Genomic DNA, 19,477 nt, shown 5'->3' with positions numbered 1-19,477 from the left:
GATGATGAGAGGGATTACCATCAAAGCGCTGCTTGCGCTTTGTGTACTCATGGGAGCCTTGCTCTGGGGGGGCGATTCACAAGCCGACGACATAGATGGCACCAGTATCTGGACCATCGGCAACCTGGACATGGGAGTTATCGATGTATCCGGGTACGATTACAACCTTTATCCCAATGGCGCTACGGACTGGTACATTTCGTCGGCTATGTGGGACCCGCTGTACAAGCAGTGGTTTTGGTACCGGCTAGGAACTGCCGAGACGCAGACTCCGTTCAACTCGCTCCCGGTGACTGCCTCCTACAGTGCCGACCGCACCAGTGTCACGGCGGTTTACACTGCTCCGGAATTTGTGGCCACGGTTGTCTTCACCGTCCCGGACAAACTGGACGATTCCTTAAACTCCACCTTCGTGAAGAGTGTCAGCATACAGAACACCACCGCTGCGGATCTCGATCTCCATCTGTATAGCTACAACGATTTCGATCTCTCAGGCCTGGATAACGTACAGATCGTCGAGGGGAGCAGAGCGGCGCAGAGCGACATGCTCGGCATGACGCTGGTTCAAACCTCCTCCATCAAGCCGAGTCACTACGATATCGACATGACGGCCTTCGCTATAATCGACACGCTGCAAAACGGAATTTCTCCGCTTACTCTTTCCGACGCCGCGGGCCCCTTCCCCGAAGCGGGCGACATGCAGTTCGCCTTTCAGTATGACCTCACCATCCCTGTCAACGGCTCCTCTTCTGTCGTGGTCACCGACAAGACGTACACCACGCTGCCGCTGGACATCAGCTACTCGCAGGTGGGGGGCGCCTGTGGCAGCAACGGCAGCAACACCACCTATCAGGTCTGTGTGGGCAACTCCAACCTCGTCGACATCAACAACGTGAAGGTCAGCTCCGTCGTGACGCCGGGCGCTAGCGACATTCTCGGCACCTTCTCCTTTGTAAGCGCCACGAGTGGGGGGACCTATGACCCAACCACCAAAAGCGTGAATTGGACCATTCCGGTTCTTGCCGCCGGCGCTGCAGGCCAGTGCTATCAGGCGACGGTCCTGACAAACTTTATGGATGGTTTCAGCTCCAAGGCGAAAACCTACGGCGACGAAACCTACCCGGCACAGGCTGAGGTCGCCACTCCCCTTTGCAACTACCCTCCGGTTGTGACCTCGACCGCGGTTACCAAAGCAACCGTCGGCATGCCCTACGCCTACCAGATAACGGCAACGGACCGCGAACTCGACGCCCTCTCCTACACGTTGGTCCAGTCACCTGTGGGAATGACCCTGGACCCGGCTACCAACACCTTGAACTGGACCCCGACCATAGACCAGAGGGACGTCTATACCCCGGTCCAGGTCGACGTCAGCGACGGATATTCCGTGGTGTCGCACAAGTTCGGGGTTGTGGCCGAGGTTTTGAACCAGCCTCCCACCGCGCCGGCAACGCAAAGCGTCACCGGCCTGGCCACGGAACCCTTCTTCTACATGGTTCAGGCTTCCGATCCCGACCGGCAGGTGCTTAACTATTCCACCGCGGACCTGCTCCCTCCCGGGCTTTCGCTCGGCAATACCGGTCTCATCAGCGGCATCCCCACTGTGGAAGGGACCACTACCGTCAACGTGAAGGCAACGGATCCCAGTCTGGCCGCTGTGTTTACAGCGGTGACCATCACCATCGGCCCCGCTCCGATTCGTCCGCCCACCATCGCCTCCATTCCCGCCGCCAAGGTAATCGCGGGTATCGACTTCAGCTACCCGGTGGCGGCAACCGACCCGCAGGGGCAGACGCTAACCTACGGCATTACCGGGAATCCCCCGGGGATGACCATCAGCAGCACCGGTTTGATCAGTTGGCCCAAGACCGTAACCGGGACCTATACCATCACCGTCAGCGTCACCAATACCAGCATACTCAGCGCTGCCACCAGCTTTGTCCTGACCGTCACCAACTCCGCGCCTGTGGTGACCCAGATCGATAACCAGTTCAACTATCAGGGAGCCGTCATAAGCCTTCCGGTTGTGGCCATGGACGCAAACGGCGACACCCTCATCTACAGCGCGACCGGGCTCCCGCTAGGGCTCAGCATCAACAGCGCGACCGGTCTCCTCAGCGGCACGATCACCTACCTGGCCGCCGACACCCGCACCACCGTGACGGTCACGGACGGCGCCCTCTCGTCCCAAATGGGCTTCATGTGGTACGTCGTCAAGGTGAACAACCCGCCGACGGTGACGAACCCCGGCGCCAAGACCAATACCCCGGGGACCGCGGTCACGCTGCAGATCAAGGCAACCGATCCAAACGGCGACACGCTCACTTACAGCGCCACCGGTCTTCCCGAGGGCCTCAGCATCAACAGCGCCACCGGTTATATCAGTGGATCGATTTCCTACACCGCACTTGCAACCAACAACGTGACAGTAACCGTAACCGACGGCACCGCTCCGGTTTCGGTCAGCTTCGTCTGGAGCGTTACCGGGGGGCATGCGCCGGTAGTAACCAATCCCGGCATACAGATGAGCGCCCAGGGCGACGCGGCGACCCTGCAGATCGTAGCCACCGACGTCAACGGCGACGTCTTAAGCTACAGCGCGACCGGTTTACCGGACGGCCTTAGCATCAACGCCTCGACCGGTCTCATCAGCGGTACTGTTTCTTCCCTCGCACTCCTCAACAACAGCGTCACCGTGACCGTGACCGACGGCTTGGCTCCGGTTTCGGTCTCCTTTGTATGGAATGTCAGCAGGATAAACGCGACTCCGGTGGTAACCGCCCCTGGGGCGCAGACCAGCGTTCAGGGCGCGGCGGCGAGCCTGCAGATAATGGCCAGCGACGCCAACGGCGACGCCCTCAGCTACAGCGCCACCGGTCTTCCCGCGGGCCTGTCCATCAACGCAGCCACCGGTCTCATCAGTGGCACTATTTCTTCCATCGCGCTTGCCATCAATAACGTCACCGTCACTGTGAGCGACGGCGCGGCCTCGGTTTCGACCAGCTTCGTCTGGAACGTTACCAAGGTGAACGTGGCGCCTGTGGTAACCGCCATCGGCGCGCAGACCACTGCCCAGGGGGCGGCAGCGAGCCTTCAGGTCATAGCTACCGACGGCAACAACGACACCCTCAGCTACAGCGCCACCGGCCTTCCGGCTGGACTCATCATCAACGGCTCGACCGGTCTCATCAGCGGTATCGTTTCTTCCAGCGCACTTCTCACCAATAACGTCACGGTGACTGTCACCGACGGCACCGCTTCTGCTTCGACCAGCTTCACCTGGAGCGTCACCAGCGTGAACCCGGCGCCAGTGGTGACCCCGCTCGACAACCAGTTCAACTATCAGGGGGCGACGGTAAGCGTTCAGATCGTCGCCACCGATGCGAATGGCGACACACTCAGCTACAGCGCCACCGCGCTGCCGGCCGGCCTCAGCATCAACAGCGCGACCGGTCTCATCAGCGGTACGATCACCTACACCGCCGCCGATACCCGCGTCACCATAAACGTCACAGACGGTGTCGCCACCGTTCCGACCAGCTTCGTTTGGTATGTCACCAAGCTGAACAAGGCTCCGACCGTCACCAACCCCGGCGCTCAGAGCAGTACACCGGGGTCGGCGGCCTCCCTGCAGATCACGGCAAGCGACGTCAACGGCGACACGTTGACCTACAGCGCCACCGGCCTTCCGGCGGGCCTCAGCATCAACAGCGCCACCGGTCTCATCAGCGGGACCGTTTCCTACACCGCAGTTTTAAGTAACAGCGTGATCGTGACCGTCACCGACGGCACCGCTCCGGTTTCGGCCAGCTTCGTCTGGAGCGTCACCGGGGGGCATGCGCCGGTAGTCACCAATCCCGGCATACAGGCGAGCACCCAGGGCGCGGCAGTCTCCCTGCAGATTGCGGCTACCGACGCCAATGCTGACGTCCTCAGTTACAGCGCCACCGGCCTTCCTGCCGGCCTCGGCATCAACGCCTCGACCGGCCTTATCAGCGGTACTGTCTCTTCCACGGCACTTGCCAACAACAACGTGACCGTCACCGTAACCGACGGCACGGCTCCGGTTTCGGTCTCCTTCGCCTGGAACGTCAGCAGCATCAACGCGGCTCCGGTGGTAACCAACCCCGGGGCACAGACCGGCACCCAAGGGACGGCAGCGAGCCTGCAGATCGTCGCTAGCGACGCCGACGGCGACACCCTTAGCTACAGCGCCACGGGTCTTCCGGCGGGGCTTACCATCAACGCCTCGACCGGTCTCATCAGCGGCACCGTTTTCTCCACCGCGCTTTTGACAAACAACGTCACCGTCACCGTGACCGACGGCAAGGCTCCGGTCTCCGTCAGTTTCGTCTGGAACGTTACCAAGGTGAACGTGGCGCCTGTGGTAACCGCCATCGGCGCGCAGACCACTGCCCAGGGGGTGGCGGCGAGCCTGCAGGTAATAGCTAGCGACGGCAATGGCGACGCCCTCAGCTACTCCGCCACCGGGCTCCCGGTTGGGCTTAGCATCAACGCCTCGACCGGTCTCATCAGCGGTGTCGTTTCTTCCAGCGCACTTCTCACCAATAACGTCACCGTCACTGTCACCGACGGCACCGTTTCTGCTTCGACCAGCTTCACCTGGAGCATCACCAGAGTGAACCAGGCGCCGGTGGTGACCCCGATCGACAACCAGTTCAACTATCAGGGGGCGACGGTAAGCGTTCAGGTCTCCGCCACCGATGCGAATGGCGACACACTCAGCTACAGCGCCACCGCGCTGCCGGCCGGCCTCAGCATCAACAGCGCGACCGGTCTCATCAGCGGTACGATCACCTACACGGCCGCCGATACCCGCGTCACCATAAACGTCACAGACGGTGTCGCCACCGTTCCGACCAGCTTCGTTTGGTATGTCACCAAGCTTAACAAGGCTCCGACCGTCACCAACCCCGGCGCTCAGAGCAGTACCCCCGGGGCCGCGGCCTCCCTGCAGATCGCAGCCAGCGACGTCAACGGAGATACGCTCAGCTACAGCGCCACCGGCCTTCCCACCGGCCTCAGCATCAACAGCGCAACCGGTCTCATCAGCGGGACCGTTTCCTACACCGCAGTTTCAAGTAACAGCGTGATCGTGACCGTCACCGACGGCACCGCTCCGGTTTCGGCCAGCTTCGTCTGGAGCGTCACCGGGGGGCATGCGCCGGTAGTGACCAATCCCGGCATACAGGCGAGCACTCAAGGTGCTGCAGTCTCCCTGCAGATCACGGCGAGCGATGCTAATGCTGACGTCCTCAGTTACAGCGCCACCGGCCTTCCTGCCGGCCTCACCATCAACGCCTCGACCGGCCTTATCAGCGGTACTGTCTCTTCCACGGCACTTGCCAACAACAACGTCACCGTCACCGTAACCGACGGCACGGCTCCGGTTTCGGTCTCCTTTGTATGGAATGTCAGCAGGGTAAACACGGCTCCGGTGGTCACTACGCCCGCAATGCAGACCAGCGCGCAGGGCGCGGCGGCAAGCCTGCATATCATGGCTAGCGACGCCGACGGCGACACCCTCAGCTACAGTGCCAGCGGACTTCCGACGGGGCTCGTCATCAACGGCTCGACCGGTCTCATCAGTGGCACGGTTTCTTCCATCGCACTTCTCACCAACAACGTCACCGTCACCGTAAGCGACGGCGCCGCTTCGGTTCCCGTCAGCTTCGTCTGGAGCGTCACCAAGGTGAACGTGGCGCCTGTGGTAACCGCCATCGGCGCGCAGACCACTGCCCAGGGGGCGGCAGCGAGCCTTCAGGTCATAGCCAGCGACGGCAACGGCGACGCCCTCAGCTACAGCGCCACCGGGCTCCCAGCGGGGCTTGGCATCAACGTATCGAGCGGTCTCATCAGCGGCATCGTTTCTTCCAGCGCACTTCTTACCAATAACGTCACTGTCACTGTCACCGACGGCACCGCTTCCGCTTCGACCAGCTTCACCTGGAGCGTCACCAGGGTGAACCAGGCACCAGTGCTGACGCCGTTCGATAACCAGTTCAACTATCAGGGGGCCCCGGTAAACATTCGGGTCCAGGCCACCGATGCTAACGGCGACACTCTCAGCTACAGTGCGACTGGGCTCCCACTAAGTCTCAGCATCAACAGCAGCACCGGCCTCATCAGCGGCACGGTCTCATATAGCGCCGCCGACACCCGCACCACCGTGATCGTCACAGACGGAGTCGCCTCCGTCTCGACTACCTTCATGTGGTACATCGTCAAGCAGAATAAGGCGCCGACGGTCACCAACCCCGGCGCTCAGAGCAGTACCCCTGGGGCAGCAGCCTCCCTGCAGATCGCAGCCATCGACGTCAACGGCGACCCGCTGAGCTACAGCGCGACCGGCCTTCCTGCCGGCCTCAGCATCAACAGCGCAACAGGCCTTATCAGCGGGACCGTTTCCTACACCGCTCTTCCGTCTAACAGCGTGACCGTATCCGTAACCGACGGCACCGCCCCGGTTTCGGTCAGCTTCGTCTGGAGCGTCACCGGGGGACATGCGCCGGTAGTGACCAATCCCGGCATACAGGCCAGCACTCAGGGTGCTGCAGTCTCCCTGCAGATTGCGGCTACCGACGCCAATGCTGACGTCCTCAGTTACAGCGCCACCGGCCTTCCGGCTGGGCTGGGCATCAACGCCTCGACCGGCCTCATCAGCGGTACTGTCTCTTCCACAGCACTTGCCAACAACAACGTCACCGTCACCGTGACCGATGGCACGGCTCCGGTTTCGGTCTCCTTCGCCTGGAACGTCAGCAGGTTAAACACGGCTCCGGTGGTAACCAACCCCGGGGCGCAAACTACCGTCCAAGGTGCCGTGGCAAGCCTGCAGATCGCAGCTAGCGACGCCGACGGCGACGCCCTCAGCTACAGCGCCACCGGTCTTCCGCGGGGCCTCATCATCAACGGCTCGACCGGTCTCATCAGCGGCTCGGTTTCTTCCACCGCGCTTCTCACCAACAACGTCACCGTCACTGTAAGCGACGGCGCCGCTTCGGTTTCCGTCAGCTTCGTCTGGAACGTCACCAAGGTGAACGTGGCGCCTGTGGTAACCGCCATCGGCGCGCAGACCACTGCCCAGGGGGCGGCAGTGAACCTTCAGGTCATAGCTACCGACGGCAACGGCGACATTCTCAGCTACAGCGCCACCGGGCTCCCGGCGGGGCTTGGCATCAACGCATCGACCGGTCTCATCAGCGGTACCGTTTCTTCCACAGCGCTTCTCACCAATAACGTCACTGTGACCGTCACCGACGGCACCGCTTCCGCCTCAACCAGCTTCACCTGGAGCATCACCAGGGTGAACCAGGCTCCAGTGGTTACCCCGCTCGACAACCAGTTCAACTATCAGGGGGCGACGGTAAGCGTTCAGGTCGCCGCCACCGATGCGAACGGCGACACACTAAGCTACAGCGCAACAGGGCTCCCGCCAAATCTCAGTATCAACAGCGCTACTGGTCTTATCAGCGGCACGATCACCTACACTGCCGCCGATACCCGCGTCACCATAAACGTCACAGACGGGGTCGCCACCGTCCCGACCAGCTTCGTGTGGTATGTCACGAAGCTTAACAAGGCGCCGACCGTCACCAATCCCGGCGCTCAGAGCAGTACTCCTGGGGCAGCGGCCAGCCTGCAGATCGCGGCAAGCGACGTCAACGGAGATACGCTCAGCTACAGCGCCACCGGCCTTCCCGCCGGTCTCAGCATTAACAGCGCCACCGGTCTTATCAGTGGGACAGTTTCCTCTACTGCGCTTACAAGCAACAGCGTGACCGTGACCGTCACCGACGGCACCGCTCCGGTTTCAATTGCATTCTCTTGGAGCGTCATCAGCTTAAACCAGGCGCCGGTTGTCACCACTCCTGCTGCGCAGAGCAGCGCCCAGGGCGTTGCGGCGAGCCTGCAGTTGGTGGCCACCGACGCTAACGGCGACACCCTTAGCTACAGCGCCACCGGTCTTCCGGACGGTCTCAGCATCAATCTCTCGACCGGCCTCATCAGCGGCACGGTTTCTTACGCTGCTGCTCTCACTAACACCGTGACCGTCACCGTCACCGACGGCACCACACCTGTGTCGGCCACCTTCACCTGGAGCGTCGCCAAGACGAATCAGGCACCTGTTCTGACCGCACCCGCTGCGCAGACCAGCGCCCAGGGAGCGGTTACGAGCCTGCAGATGGCCGCCACAGACGCCAACGGCGACAGCCTCACCTACAGCGCCACCGGTCTTCCGGACGGACTCAGCATCAACTCCGCGACCGGTCTTATCAGCGGCACGGTCTCCTACGCCGCCGCCCTCACTAACACTGCGACCGTGACCGTCACCGACGGCACCACACCTGTGTCGGTCACCTTCATTTGGAGCGTCACCAAGGTCGACCAGGCTCCGGTTCTCACTGCCCCCGCTGCGCAGACGACTGCCCAGGGAGCGGTTACGAGCCTGCAGATGGCCGCCACAGACGCCAACGGCGACAGCCTCACCTACAGCGCCACCGGTCTTCCGGATGGCCTCAGCATCAACTCCGCGACCGGTCTCATAAGCGGCACGGTCTCCTACGCCGCCGCCCTCACCAACACTGCGACCGTGACCGTCACCGACGGCACCACACCTGTGTCGGTCACCTTCATCTGGAGCGTCACCAAGGTCGACCAGGCTCCGGTTCTCACTGCCCCCGCTGCGCAGACAACTGCCCAGGGAGCGGTTACGAGCCTGCAGATGGCCGCCACAGACGCCAACGGCGACAGCCTCACCTACAGCGCCACCGGTCTTCCGGACGGACTCAGCATCAACTCCGCGACCGGTCTCATAAGCGGCACGGTTTCTTATGCCGCTGCGCTTAATAACACCGTGACCGTGACCGTCACCGACGGCACCACTCCCGTTTCGGTCACCTTCACCTGGAGCGTCACCAAGACGAATCAGGTTCCGGTTCTGACCGCACCCGCTGCGCAGACCAGCGCCCAGGGTGCGGCGGCGGCGCTACAGACCGCGGCTAGCGATGCCAACGGCGACAGCCTCACCTACAGCGCCACCGGTCTTCCGGCCGGCCTCAGCATCAACTCCGCGACCGGTCTCATCAGCGGCACGGTTTCTTATGCCGCTGCCCTCAGCAACACCGTGACCGTAACCGTCACCGACGGCACCACCCCGGCCTCGGCCACCTTCACCTGGAGCGTAACCAAGGTGAATAGGGCGCCTGCGATAACCGCCCCTGGTAACCAGTCCAACTACACCGGGGAGGTCATCTCGCTGCCGATCGTCGCCACCGATCCTAACGGCGATACCCTCAGCTACTCCGCAAGCAACCTCCCGTTAGGACTCAGCATCAACAGCAGCACGGGCGTCATCAGCGGCACGATTTCCAGCAGCGCGAGCTCCAGCTATTCAGTGACCGTCTCCGTCAGCGACGGCTCGCTATCCAGCTCCACTAATTTCACCTGGAGCGTTGCTAAACACACGCTCAGCATAACTTCCTCTCCCTCTAAGACTGTCACTGCGGGCAGGACCTACACTTACCAAGCCAGGGCGACGGATTCCCTGGGGCATCCGCTGACTTGGTCGCTTGTCACGCCGCCCAGCGGGATGACCATCAACTCCACCGGGTACGTTAGCTGGAGAACGAGCACCAGGGGGACTTTCCGCATCAACGTAAAGGTCACCGACGGCACTGTGTCCGCCACACAGAGCTACGACCTTGTGGTCAGCTAGCAAACCTGGAGTGAAAATGAGGACCCCGCGCACTCTGGCGGGGTCTTCTTCACCATCTCCGGCCCAGCAACCTTGGCGGGATATCAATTTTGAAAGGAGCCAAAAATGAAGAGCTGCCGCAGTCTGAAATGCTGCAACCTGATGTTGAGTTTGACGATGCTGTTCCTTTTAATGGGCATTCTCTCCGTCTCCGGTCAACCGGCGCATGCTTCAGCACGGCAGTACGTCATGACCTGCATCTCCTGTCACAAAATGCCTCCCCTCGACTCGGCCGACGGCAGCAGGATTCCGTTCACGGGTGCCGTCATGGGGAGCCATTCGGGGCATGCCTCGGCCTCAACCTCCTCCTGCGCTAAATGCCATCGCGACGATGTCGCCAACTACCGTACCGCCCATCGAAACCGTTTGATCGAAATTTCTACCGGAATCAACAACGTGGCCGGCGCCACCTACAGTCGCGGCTTCTTCAACCAGACCTCGGTTCCCCCCCAAATCTTGGGGACCTGCTCCAACGTCGACTGCCACTTCGAGTCGACTACCCCCTCTTGGGGAACTTCCATGCTCAAAGCTCCAGAGGACTGCTCGGCCTGCCACGGCTCCGCACCTGCCGACGGCAACCACCCGGGATCGGGGCAAAAACACGGCGCCTACTACGGCACCGGCACCGGCTCCTGCGCCGTATGCCATCCCGATCATCTTGGGGACGCGAAGCCCTTTGCCCACGCCACCAGCGCAGGGAGCCGCGCCCTCGCGGTTCAATTCACCACGCTTCCCAACAGGGGGGGGAGCTATTCGCGTGACCTTAGTTACCCCAATTACCTCCCCAGCAAATCAGGGCTGCGCAACGGCAGCTGCCTTGGTCTGTACTGCCACAGTCCGGGCAATAAAAACAGCAGCTTCGATGCCCCGAACCAGGTCGCCACTTGGGGGGGGACACTCAACTGCGCCGGCTGCCACAAGGCAGGCCTCGCCTCCGGCAGCGTCATGACCAGCGGCAGCCACGCCAAACACGTCGACGGTTCGGTCTCTTCTTTTGCCTGTTCCAAATGCCACTTTGCCACCGCCACTAGCTCGATGACCATCGCCGACGTGGCGCAGCACGTAAACGGACGCGTCGACATCTCCTTCGGCTCCAGCACTAGCGCCGTCAACGGCTCGTACAACGGTATCGTTTCGCCGGTATCGAAACTCCCCGGCAGCGGATACGGGGCCTGCTCCAACGTCTATTGCCACTCCAACGGACAAAGCGAAGGGGGCGTCGGCATCGCCTACCGCGCACCGGTCTGGGGCAGCGGCACTACCGGCAAATGCGGCTCCTGCCATGCAGACGGCAGCAACCACAACGAGGCCGCTGCGGCCATGTCCAGCGGCAGCCATCAAAAGCATCTTTCTTACACGCTTCTTGCCACCAGCGGCCCGGTCCGTTGCACCATCTGCCACAACGTAAAAGGTGCGAAATTTGTTGCGTATGCCTCGTGCAGCCAGATGAGCTGTCACTCAACCGGCGGGGCGCTCAACCACTCCGACCAGGAAGTGAACGTGAGCCTGGTAACTTATTTTGGCGGAACTTATGACGGCACCCGGGCTCCCGGCGACGGCTACGGCGCCTGCGCCAACGTCTACTGCCACAGTAATGGGCAAGCCGTCCCGAGCTACGCCCCTCCCGTCACCTGGGGCGCCGGGACCTTGCGCTGCGATGCGTGCCACGGCTCCGCCACCAGCAAGGGGGGCAGCGACACCACGACCGCTCTTTCCGGCAAGCACGGAGCACACGTGAACAACCCGGCGGCGCTCGGCGCAGGCAAAAGCCTGCACTGCATCGATTGCCATAGCATCACCGTCAGAAACGACACGACCATCGCCTCGACCGCGGTTCACGTCAACAAGATGCTCAACTACACGGGGCTCTATGCCGGCGGGCCCAAACGCTACAACAGCACCACCAAGGTCTGCTCCAACATCTACTGCCACAGCTCCGGGCAGGCGAAGCCCGTGTTCCGCAACATGACCGGCACCAAGTCCTGGGCCTCGACCGGCACTCTTTCCTGCAACGGTTGCCACGGCTACGGACCGGGCGCCTTCGCCTCGGTAGCGGGGGAACCGAACTACCCGAACGGAGGCATCGGTTCGGGCACCGCGAACTCGCACCAGAAACATACGGCAGGGGCGAACCTGCTGGATTCGCGCGTCTGTGCCAGGTGCCACCGCGGTACTGCGGATCAGGGTGTTGCCGGAAAGCTGCGCGATTACAGCTCGGCGCACCTAAACGGCTCCCGCGACGTGAGATTCGCCGTGCTCGGCAATATCTCCGGTGACTACAGCGCTGCCACCAAGAGCTGCTCCAATACCTATTGCCACGGTGGAGGCTCCGTCCAGTGGGGTGGTCAAGGGCCGCTTGCCTGCAACAGCTGCCACGGTGACGCCGAGACGCTCAGCACCAACGCCCACGCCAGCCACGTAAGCCCGAGCTCCGGCAAGGGGATCTCCTGTGCCGTCTGTCATGCCGCGACCGCAGCCGCCGACGGTTCAATCTCAAACCGGACTATTCATGCCGATGGCCAAAAGGACGTCGTCTTCTCCGGCGCAGCCCTAGGGACACAGATGGATCTCACCGGCAACTGCTCGACGAGTTACTGCCACAGTAACGGCAAAGGGAGTTACTCCACCCCGAAGTGGTCCGCGACGTCTACCGGCGCCTGCGGTACCTGCCATGCGACGGCGCCCGGGCTCGGCAGACCCTTCATCGCAAGTGGCGCCCATTTCAGCCACTTCAGCACCGCCGCTACCAGCTACGGGCCGATGTTAAGCGGCGGGAACGCGACCGGCTGCCAGGCCTGCCACGACTTCGCCAACGAGTCGGCTTCCACCCACATCGACCAGAGCGTGAATCTGAGCAGCTCGCTTGGGTACTCCACAAGCGGCACCGGCACCTGCTCTCCCTGCCACACCAAAGCGGTTAGCTGGACCGCCGGTGCCGTCTCCTGCGAGAGCTGCCACACAGGCACTCTCTCCGTGATAAACGGCGTCACCGCCAGCGACAAGAGTCAGGCTGCCACGCGCGGCCACGGTGCTTCGGGGGTCGGGAAGGGATGTGCCGACTGCCACGAACGCAACGCGCGGCACATAAACGGCGGCTCCCGTCTGCGGGCGCAACTTTCCGGCGGGCTGAACCTTGAGTGCAACTACTGCCATGACGACTCCTCCCAAGTGCTGAACTCGAGTTCCCGGAACATGGGTACCCACGTCTTGGTCAAGGGGGGGATCCCGGCCATGGAGTGCGCGCAATGCCACGACCCGCACGGCTCGGCTAACCTCAAGATGATCAGAGCCGTCATCAACGGCAAGGAGATCGTCTTCAACGACATGGTGAACGGTTTGATCGACACCGTGACCAACCATGGCATTTGCCAGGTCTGCCACACCCAGACCGCCCATTACCGCGCCGGAATTCCCGAAACCGATCACCCGACCTCGGGCTGCCTCTCCTGCCACCCTCATGGCGGAGCCGGGGGCGCGTTCAAAATTCAGGCACCCTGACGTCTTTGTAAAAAAGGGGACAGGCTACTTTTCCAAAACAAAAAGTAGCCTGTCCCCGTAGCTGCAATATATGGGCTCCCGGGCGTTTTTACTACAATGGGGACAGGCTACTTTTTCAAATCGAAAAGTAGCCTGTCCCCCTTTGCTCCCTTTGCGGCCGGCCTCCTTGATTTCTTTGACTTTCGGCTTTACTTGTCTTAATCTGCTGCGAAACTCTGGCCGAGCGACTTGGAATACGAGGAGTGGCATGGCAACAAAGACAGATCTAGCTGACAGAGACGTCGCAATTCCTCTCATTGTTTTTATTTTTGCCGTATGCGGACTCTATGTAAGCAGCCTCAGCTCTTACCTCTTGTTTCATGCCCTGGTGGAAATCTTCTGCATCCTGGTACTGCTCGGTTCTTTCGTGGTGGCATGGAACTCACGCAGGCAGCTGGATAATCACTACTTCCTGTTTCTCGCCATTTCTTTTCTCTCATCCGGTACCTTTGAGCTTTTGCACACCCTGTCCTACAAGGGATTGTCGATATTCCCAGGGTATGACGCCAATCTCCCCACCCAGTTCTGGATAGCTTCGCGATACGTCTTCAGCCTCTCCTTCCTCATAGCCCCTGTGTTCATCGCCCGCAGGCTTAAGGTGGCGGTTACGCTGGCTGCATTCGCCTGCATCACCGCCTTGCTGGTCAGCGCCGTATTCTCGGGCAGCTTCCCTGACTGCTTCGTAGAAGGAGCAGGGTTGACGCCGTTCAAGGTGTACAGCGAATACGTTATTATCGCCGTCCTGGCAGCTGCCATCATGCTGCTGCTTGCCAAGAAGGAGGCGTTCGATACCCGTGTCCTGCGGGCGCTCATCTGGTCGCTGACGACCGCGGCGGCGGCCGATGTGGCCTTCACCAAGTACGTCAGCGTTTATGGTTCGGCAAACCTCTTGGGGCATCTCTTTCTCCTTCTGTCCGCCTTCCTGGTATACCGGGCCATCGTGGTGACGGGGATCGAGGATCCCGCTGCCCTGTTGTTTCGCAGCCTCGAGCTCAGCAGGGAGCAGTTCCGCAGATCCATAGCAGACGCGCCCATCCCTGTCATCATGCATGCCGAGGATGGCGAGGTGTTACAGGTGAGCGGTTCCTGGACTGAACTCACCGGGTACGCTGTGGAAGATATCCCGACCCTGAAGGCCTGGCTCGACCGGGCGGTTTCTGCCGCAGACTGTGATGCCGTACGCACGGCCGTAAGTGAACTTTGTGCCGGCAACAGGCAGAGCTTTCGGTGGGAGATGTCGATTCTCACCCGTGACGGGCGCTCTCGTTATTGGAACATCAGCGCATCTTCACCGGGAACCCTGCAGGATGGCCGGCGTTTCGTGGTCTGCATGGCGGTGGACATCACCGAGCGCCGGGAAAGTGAAGCCGCCCTGCAAAGAGGGAACCTGCGCCTGGACCTGCTGGCCTCCAACGCGAGCAGGCTCTTGGAAAGCGACGCGCCGCAGCAACTGGTCGATGAGTTGTGCCAGAAGGTGATGTCCTATGTTTCCTGCGATGCCTATTTCAACTTCCTGGTAGATGAGCAGGCGGGATGTCTGCGCTTGAATGCCTGCGCCGGCATAAGCGCCGCATGCGCGGAGTCCCTGCGGTACCTAGAGTACGGGGTGGCGGTCTGTGGCTGTGCTGCCAGGGATGCTTGCCGCATAGTGGCCGAGAACATTCCGGAGGTGCCAGATCCACGTACGGAACTGGTGAAATCGCTCGGCATCACGGCCTATGCCTGTCATCCTCTCATGTCGCACGGACGGGTGCTCGGGACTCTCTCCTTCGGGACCAGGACCAGGAAAACCTTCAGCGAGGACGACCTTTCGCTCATGAAGGCGGTGGCGGATCAGGTTTCCATAGCAATGGAGCGAAAAACCACCGAGGAGAATCTGCAGCAGGCCAAACAGGCGGCAGAAGCGGCCAGCAGGACCAAGAGCCAGTTCCTTGCCAATATGAGCCATGAGCTGAGAACCCCTATGACGGGGGTGCTGGGGATGCTGGACCTGGCACTGCAATCCCCTTCCGATCTGGAGCGAAGCGATTACATCCGGACCGCCTACCGCTCGGGGCGATCGCTGTTGCAGATACTGAACGACATCCTCGATCTCTCCAAGGTGGAAGCCGGGAAGTATTCGCTGGATTTAAAGCCTTTTTCCCTCAAAAGTTGCGTAGCTGAGGCGGTAGATATCGCCGCTCCCGAGGCGAAGCGCAAGGGGATCGAACTGGAACTCGACCTCGCGCAGGACCTGCCTGCGCGTGTGGCCGGCGACCAGGTCAGGCTGCGCCAGGTACTGACCAACCTGGTCGGCAACGCCGTGAAGTTCACGGAGCGGGGGAGGGTAACGGTGCAGGTCGAGGTGGCGGACAAAACGCCTGAGGGAGAGTCGCTGCTGCGCTTCCGTGTGAGTGACACGGGCATAGGGATTCCGCAGGACAAGAGGCACCTGCTCTTCCAGGCCTTCAGCCAGATCGACGATTCCAATACCCGCAACTACGGGGGGACCGGTCTTGGCCTTGCCATCAGCAAGGAGATCGTTCAGCGGATGGGAGGGGAGATCGGTTTCGAAAGCGGGGAGGGGGTGGGAAGCACCTTCACCTTCACTGCGCGCCTGGTCGTCCCGCACCCTGACGAACAGCCTGCCGAGGTAGCCGTGAGCGAGAGCGTCGCGCCCGATCCCGGGGGACAGGAGCTCGCCGGGTTGCGCCTGCTGATTGCAGAAGACGACGCCACTATCAGGCAGGTGCTGGCAACGATGCTGCAGAGGCTGCAGTTCTCGGTGGATTTCGCCGAGGACGGCGCAAAGGTCGTTGAGATGTGGCGGCAAGGGGAGTACGACCTGATACTGATGGATGTGCAGATGCCGCGTATGGATGGCTTTCAGGCCACTCGCGCCATCCGGGAACAGGAGCAGGGGGGGCGGATTCCCATCATAGCCATGACGGCTCATGCCATGAAAGAAGACCAGCGGCGCTGCCTCGACGCCGGCATGGACGACTACATCTCCAAGCCGATCAACTTCAAGGAGTGCATCGAAAAGGTGATGGGGTTCGCCTGCAGACGGTGAACAGCCGGATGTCACAGAAGATAATCAAATCTTCAGGGGATGAGGCCGATAGCGGACCTGTAGCGGATCTTGCAGCGGACTTCAGAGCCAGCAATAAAAAAACCCGGCGCCTTTTGGCTTGCCGGGTTTTTTATTGCCCTTCGTTGGTCTAGGCTGCGGCGCGGCAACCCCTTCCAACTGCAACTTTTACTGCAGAAAAGTCTTCTCGATGAAATCGGCAACGGCCTCCGGGTCGTTCAAGCCCAGCACCGGCACGTCGAGTTCCAGCGGAGCGTCGCTGGCAACGGCGATCAGCGTCGGGTCCGTTACCTCGCCGCGGCAAAGCAGCGTAGCGCTCCGTTCCTGGCGGTTTACCTCTATCTTCGGCATTCCGCTCTTCTTGAATCCCTCGGTAAGGACGATGTCCACATCGGAGAAATAGGTCTCGATCAGTTCCTCTATGGCAGGAGCCTCCCGGTGTTTCTTCACCAGCGCCAGTTTCTCCGGCGACGAAATCAGCATGGTGTCGGCGCCTGCCGCGGTGAGGCGGTGGCTGTCCTTGCCGGGGTGGTCGATGTCGAAGCGGTGCGCATCGTGCTTGATGACGCCGATCTTGTAGCCGCGGGCCTTAAGGGACACGATTACCTTTTCGAGCAAAGTGGTCTTGCCCGTCCCCGATTTAGCGACGAATGAAACTGCCTTTACCATCAACACTCCTCCATGGGCTAAGCCCGGATTCCCTGGCCGGCCGCAAAGGCTACTGATCCTTTCTGGCCTGGTCCTGCTTCCCTTCGTCCGACGGGTTTATCACCTTGCCGTCTTCATTTTGAGCCTTCTTGAAGTTCCTGATTGCCCCTCCCAACGATGCCCCCAACTGCGGGAGTTTGCCGGGGCCGAAAACCACCAGCAGGATGACCAGAATGACGATGAGCTCCGGCATGCCGAATCCAAACATTTGAGACCTCCCGATTGCCTTCTCATGTGGTTTCTGAGACAGCACCGTTTATATCACAATTAGTGCGCGTTGAGGCAGCAGAATCTGTCCGTTCCGATCCCTTCCGGCCAAAAATAAAATTTGTCTCCGCGAAGTTTGCACTTAATAAAATTATGTTAATCTTGTCTGTCGTCGGGGGCGGAACTCCGGTTGTCTTTCAAGCTACCGAAAATACAGCGTTTATTCCTCTATGGGTAGGGGTCCTGTTCCCATTGGGAAACGGCTGATGGAGTGATCATGAAAAGAATGCTTGTTGCGGTGCTGCTGGCTTTAATTGGTGTCGGTTGCTCGACCGGCGGCGGAACGGTCGGCGCGCGGGGAAGTGATTCGAAGGACTCGGTCCTGTTCGAAATAGCGGCGGACCCTCAACTGAACCGCTATGAGAAAAACTCACATGCGCTCGTGCTTTGCCTCTACCAGTTAAGCGATGCCGACAGCTTCACGCGGCTGGCCCAGGGAACCGAGGGGATGCCGAAACTTCTTGAATGCGGCAGGTTCGACGGGACGGTGGTGCACGTACGGCAGGTGGTGGTGCAGCCTGGGCAGGAACTGAAAGAGATTGCCGAGAGGGGAAACGGCGCACGGTACCTCGGAATAGCTACCGGCTACTACAGCACAGGCAAAAAGAAGATGACCGCGCTCGCGACGATTCCGGAGGACCAGAGGGAGAGCGTGCTCCGTATCGAACTGGGGGCACAGGAAATAGGACAGGTGAGGGTGAAATGATGCCAATCGAGAGGCCCGTATTCTGGCACCAGGGGCTGTTTCTGCGGCCCCAGCATTTCCAGTTGTCAGAGCGCTCGTTGCAGTCGCAACTGGCTCCGTACCAGTTGTGCCTCATGCCGGACTTTTGGGGCGTGCAACGGATGGAGATCAGGTGCACGGCCGGCGGGATACCTAGCCTCGAAATCTCCGGCGCCTTCCTTTTTCCCGACGGCACCTATGCCGTCGTCCCAGATAACGCGCGGGTCGAGTCCAGGCCGGTCCTGGAAGTGGCACTGGCGGGAAGGGATTCCTGCACCGTCTACCTTGGCCTGAAAAAGTGGAGCCCCGCCGGCCATAACGTCGCCACCTTGCTCCCTGGCGACCCCCTCTCCAAGGTCGCTACGCGGTTCGTTGCCGACTCAGACGCCCCGCCCCGTGCCGATCTCCACGCAGGGGGGGCTCAGGCGGAGGTGCGGCAGATGGCCTTGGCCCTGCAGCTTTTCTGGGAGAGCGAGTTGGAGTCGTTGGGGGATTACCTGCTCATCCCTGTCGCCCGGCTCGCGCTGCGCGGCGAAACTGCCGTGCCTTCCCGTGACTTTATCCCCCCCTGCATCACCCTGGCGGGCTCACCCGCGCTCCTCGACCTGCTCCAGGAAATCCGGGAACAGCTGGCCTCACGCTGCCGCTGGCTGGAGGGATACAAGAAGGAACGCGGCATTCAGGCGGCCGAGTTCGGTTCCAAGGATCTGGTCTTCCTCCTAGCCCTCAGAACCGTGAGCCGGCACCTCGCCAGGCTTAGCCACTGGATCGAGGCGGTTGAGGTTCACCCTTGGCAGGTTTACGGGCTTTTGGGGGAGCTCGCCGCGGAACTCACCTGCTTCTCGGAGAGCATCGGTGCCTTCGGTGAGTCCGTAGCCGACGGGGGAAGGCTCATGCCGCAGTACCGGCACCAAGAGCTGGCGTGGAGCTTTCGGCTGGCCCGTGATCTCATCGTCCAGTTGCTGAACGAGGTGACCGCGGGGCCGGAATACGCCCTGACCCTCGCCTTCGACGGGACCTGGTTCGCCTCCGATCTCAAGCCCGCGCACTTCCAGGGTCACAGCAGGTTTTACCTGGTGCTGAATACGAACGAGGATCCGAAACTCGTCCTGGCTTCGGTCGCGACCGCAGCGAAATTGACCGCACGCGAACGGCTGCCGCTGCTGATCTCCCAGGCGCTCCCGGGGATCGCCCTGGAGTATATTCCCGATCCCCCCCGCGAACTGCCGCACCGCTCGACCTCCCTCTTTTTCAGCATAGACAGCCGCTGCGATCAGTGGAAGCTGGTGCAGAAGTGGAACAACATCGCCCTCAGCTGGGACCAGGCCCCAGCTGACCTAGAAGTGCAGGTCATGATCGTTGCCAGGTCCTAGGGGACCCGGGAGGATGCGCC

At 61.3% G+C, this 19,477-nt stretch carries 7 protein-coding genes; 5 read left to right on the top strand and 2 right to left on the bottom strand.

What is annotated here, in order from left to right:
- Positions 1 to 4: 4 nt before the first annotated feature.
- The 3 genes from GBEM_RS21320 (at position 5) to GBEM_RS15225 (ending at position 16,367) form a co-directional block, all read left to right on the top strand.
- Positions 5 to 9,739: a putative Ig domain-containing protein gene (locus tag GBEM_RS21320; protein WP_012531486.1), complete on the top strand. Its 9,735-nt coding sequence runs from the start codon at positions 5 to 7 to the stop codon at positions 9,737 to 9,739.
- A gap of 105 nt (positions 9,740 to 9,844) precedes the next feature.
- Positions 9,845 to 13,276: a CxxxxCH/CxxCH domain c-type cytochrome gene (locus tag GBEM_RS15230; RefSeq protein ID WP_012531485.1), complete on the top strand. Its 3,432-nt coding sequence runs from the start codon at positions 9,845 to 9,847 to the stop codon at positions 13,274 to 13,276.
- A gap of 247 nt (positions 13,277 to 13,523) precedes the next feature.
- On the top strand, positions 13,524 to 16,367 hold the full coding sequence (locus GBEM_RS15225; protein WP_012531484.1) for an MASE3 domain-containing protein: 2,844 nt from the start codon (positions 13,524 to 13,526) through the stop codon (positions 16,365 to 16,367).
- Between the two features lie 186 nt (positions 16,368 to 16,553).
- On the opposite strand, the gene mobB is transcribed toward GBEM_RS15225, so the two are convergent.
- On the bottom strand, positions 16,554 to 17,054 hold the full coding sequence (gene mobB, locus GBEM_RS15220; protein ID WP_012531483.1) for a molybdopterin-guanine dinucleotide biosynthesis protein B: 501 nt from the start codon (positions 17,052 to 17,054) through the stop codon (positions 16,554 to 16,556).
- Positions 17,055 to 17,103: 49 nt separating this feature from the next.
- Positions 17,104 to 17,301 (bottom strand): twin-arginine translocase TatA/TatE family subunit, encoded by a 198-nt coding sequence (locus GBEM_RS15215; RefSeq protein ID WP_012531482.1) that lies wholly within the window; start codon positions 17,299 to 17,301, stop codon positions 17,104 to 17,106.
- Positions 17,302 to 17,577: 276 nt separating this feature from the next.
- On the opposite strand from GBEM_RS15215, the gene tssJ reads away from it, so the two are divergent.
- A complete protein-coding gene (gene tssJ, locus GBEM_RS15210; protein WP_012531481.1) occupies positions 17,578 to 18,066 on the top strand; it encodes a type VI secretion system lipoprotein TssJ in 489 nt (162 codons plus the stop codon).
- Positions 18,063 to 19,457, top strand: a complete 1,395-nt coding sequence (tssK, locus tag GBEM_RS15205; protein ID WP_012531480.1) for a type VI secretion system baseplate subunit TssK — start codon at positions 18,063 to 18,065, stop codon at positions 19,455 to 19,457. The genes tssJ and tssK overlap by 4 nt, the downstream gene beginning before the upstream one ends.
- Positions 19,458 to 19,477 lie beyond the last annotated feature (20 nt).

It is taken from the genome of Citrifermentans bemidjiense Bem (genome assembly GCF_000020725.1).
Lineage (GTDB): Bacteria > Desulfobacterota > Desulfuromonadia > Geobacterales > Geobacteraceae > Geomonas > Geomonas bemidjiensis.
Note: the sequence above shows the minus strand (reverse complement) of the source record. Positions and strands in the feature narration are given on the sequence as shown.

Excerpts from the sequence above, each read along its gene's own strand:
- GBEM_RS21320 (WP_012531486.1), top strand. The coding sequence starts at position 5 with ATGAGAGGGATTACCATCAAAGCGCTGCTTGCGCTTTGTGTACTCATG.
- GBEM_RS15230 (WP_012531485.1), top strand. The coding sequence starts at position 9,845 with ATGAAGAGCTGCCGCAGTCTGAAATGCTGCAACCTGATGTTGAGTTTG.
- GBEM_RS15225 (WP_012531484.1), top strand. The coding sequence starts at position 13,524 with ATGGCAACAAAGACAGATCTAGCTGACAGAGACGTCGCAATTCCTCTC.
- mobB (WP_012531483.1), bottom strand. The coding sequence starts at position 17,054 with ATGGTAAAGGCAGTTTCATTCGTCGCTAAATCGGGGACGGGCAAGACC.
- GBEM_RS15215 (WP_012531482.1), bottom strand. The coding sequence starts at position 17,301 with ATGTTTGGATTCGGCATGCCGGAGCTCATCGTCATTCTGGTCATCCTG.
- tssJ (WP_012531481.1), top strand. The coding sequence starts at position 17,578 with ATGAAAAGAATGCTTGTTGCGGTGCTGCTGGCTTTAATTGGTGTCGGT.
- tssK (WP_012531480.1), top strand. The coding sequence starts at position 18,063 with ATGATGCCAATCGAGAGGCCCGTATTCTGGCACCAGGGGCTGTTTCTG.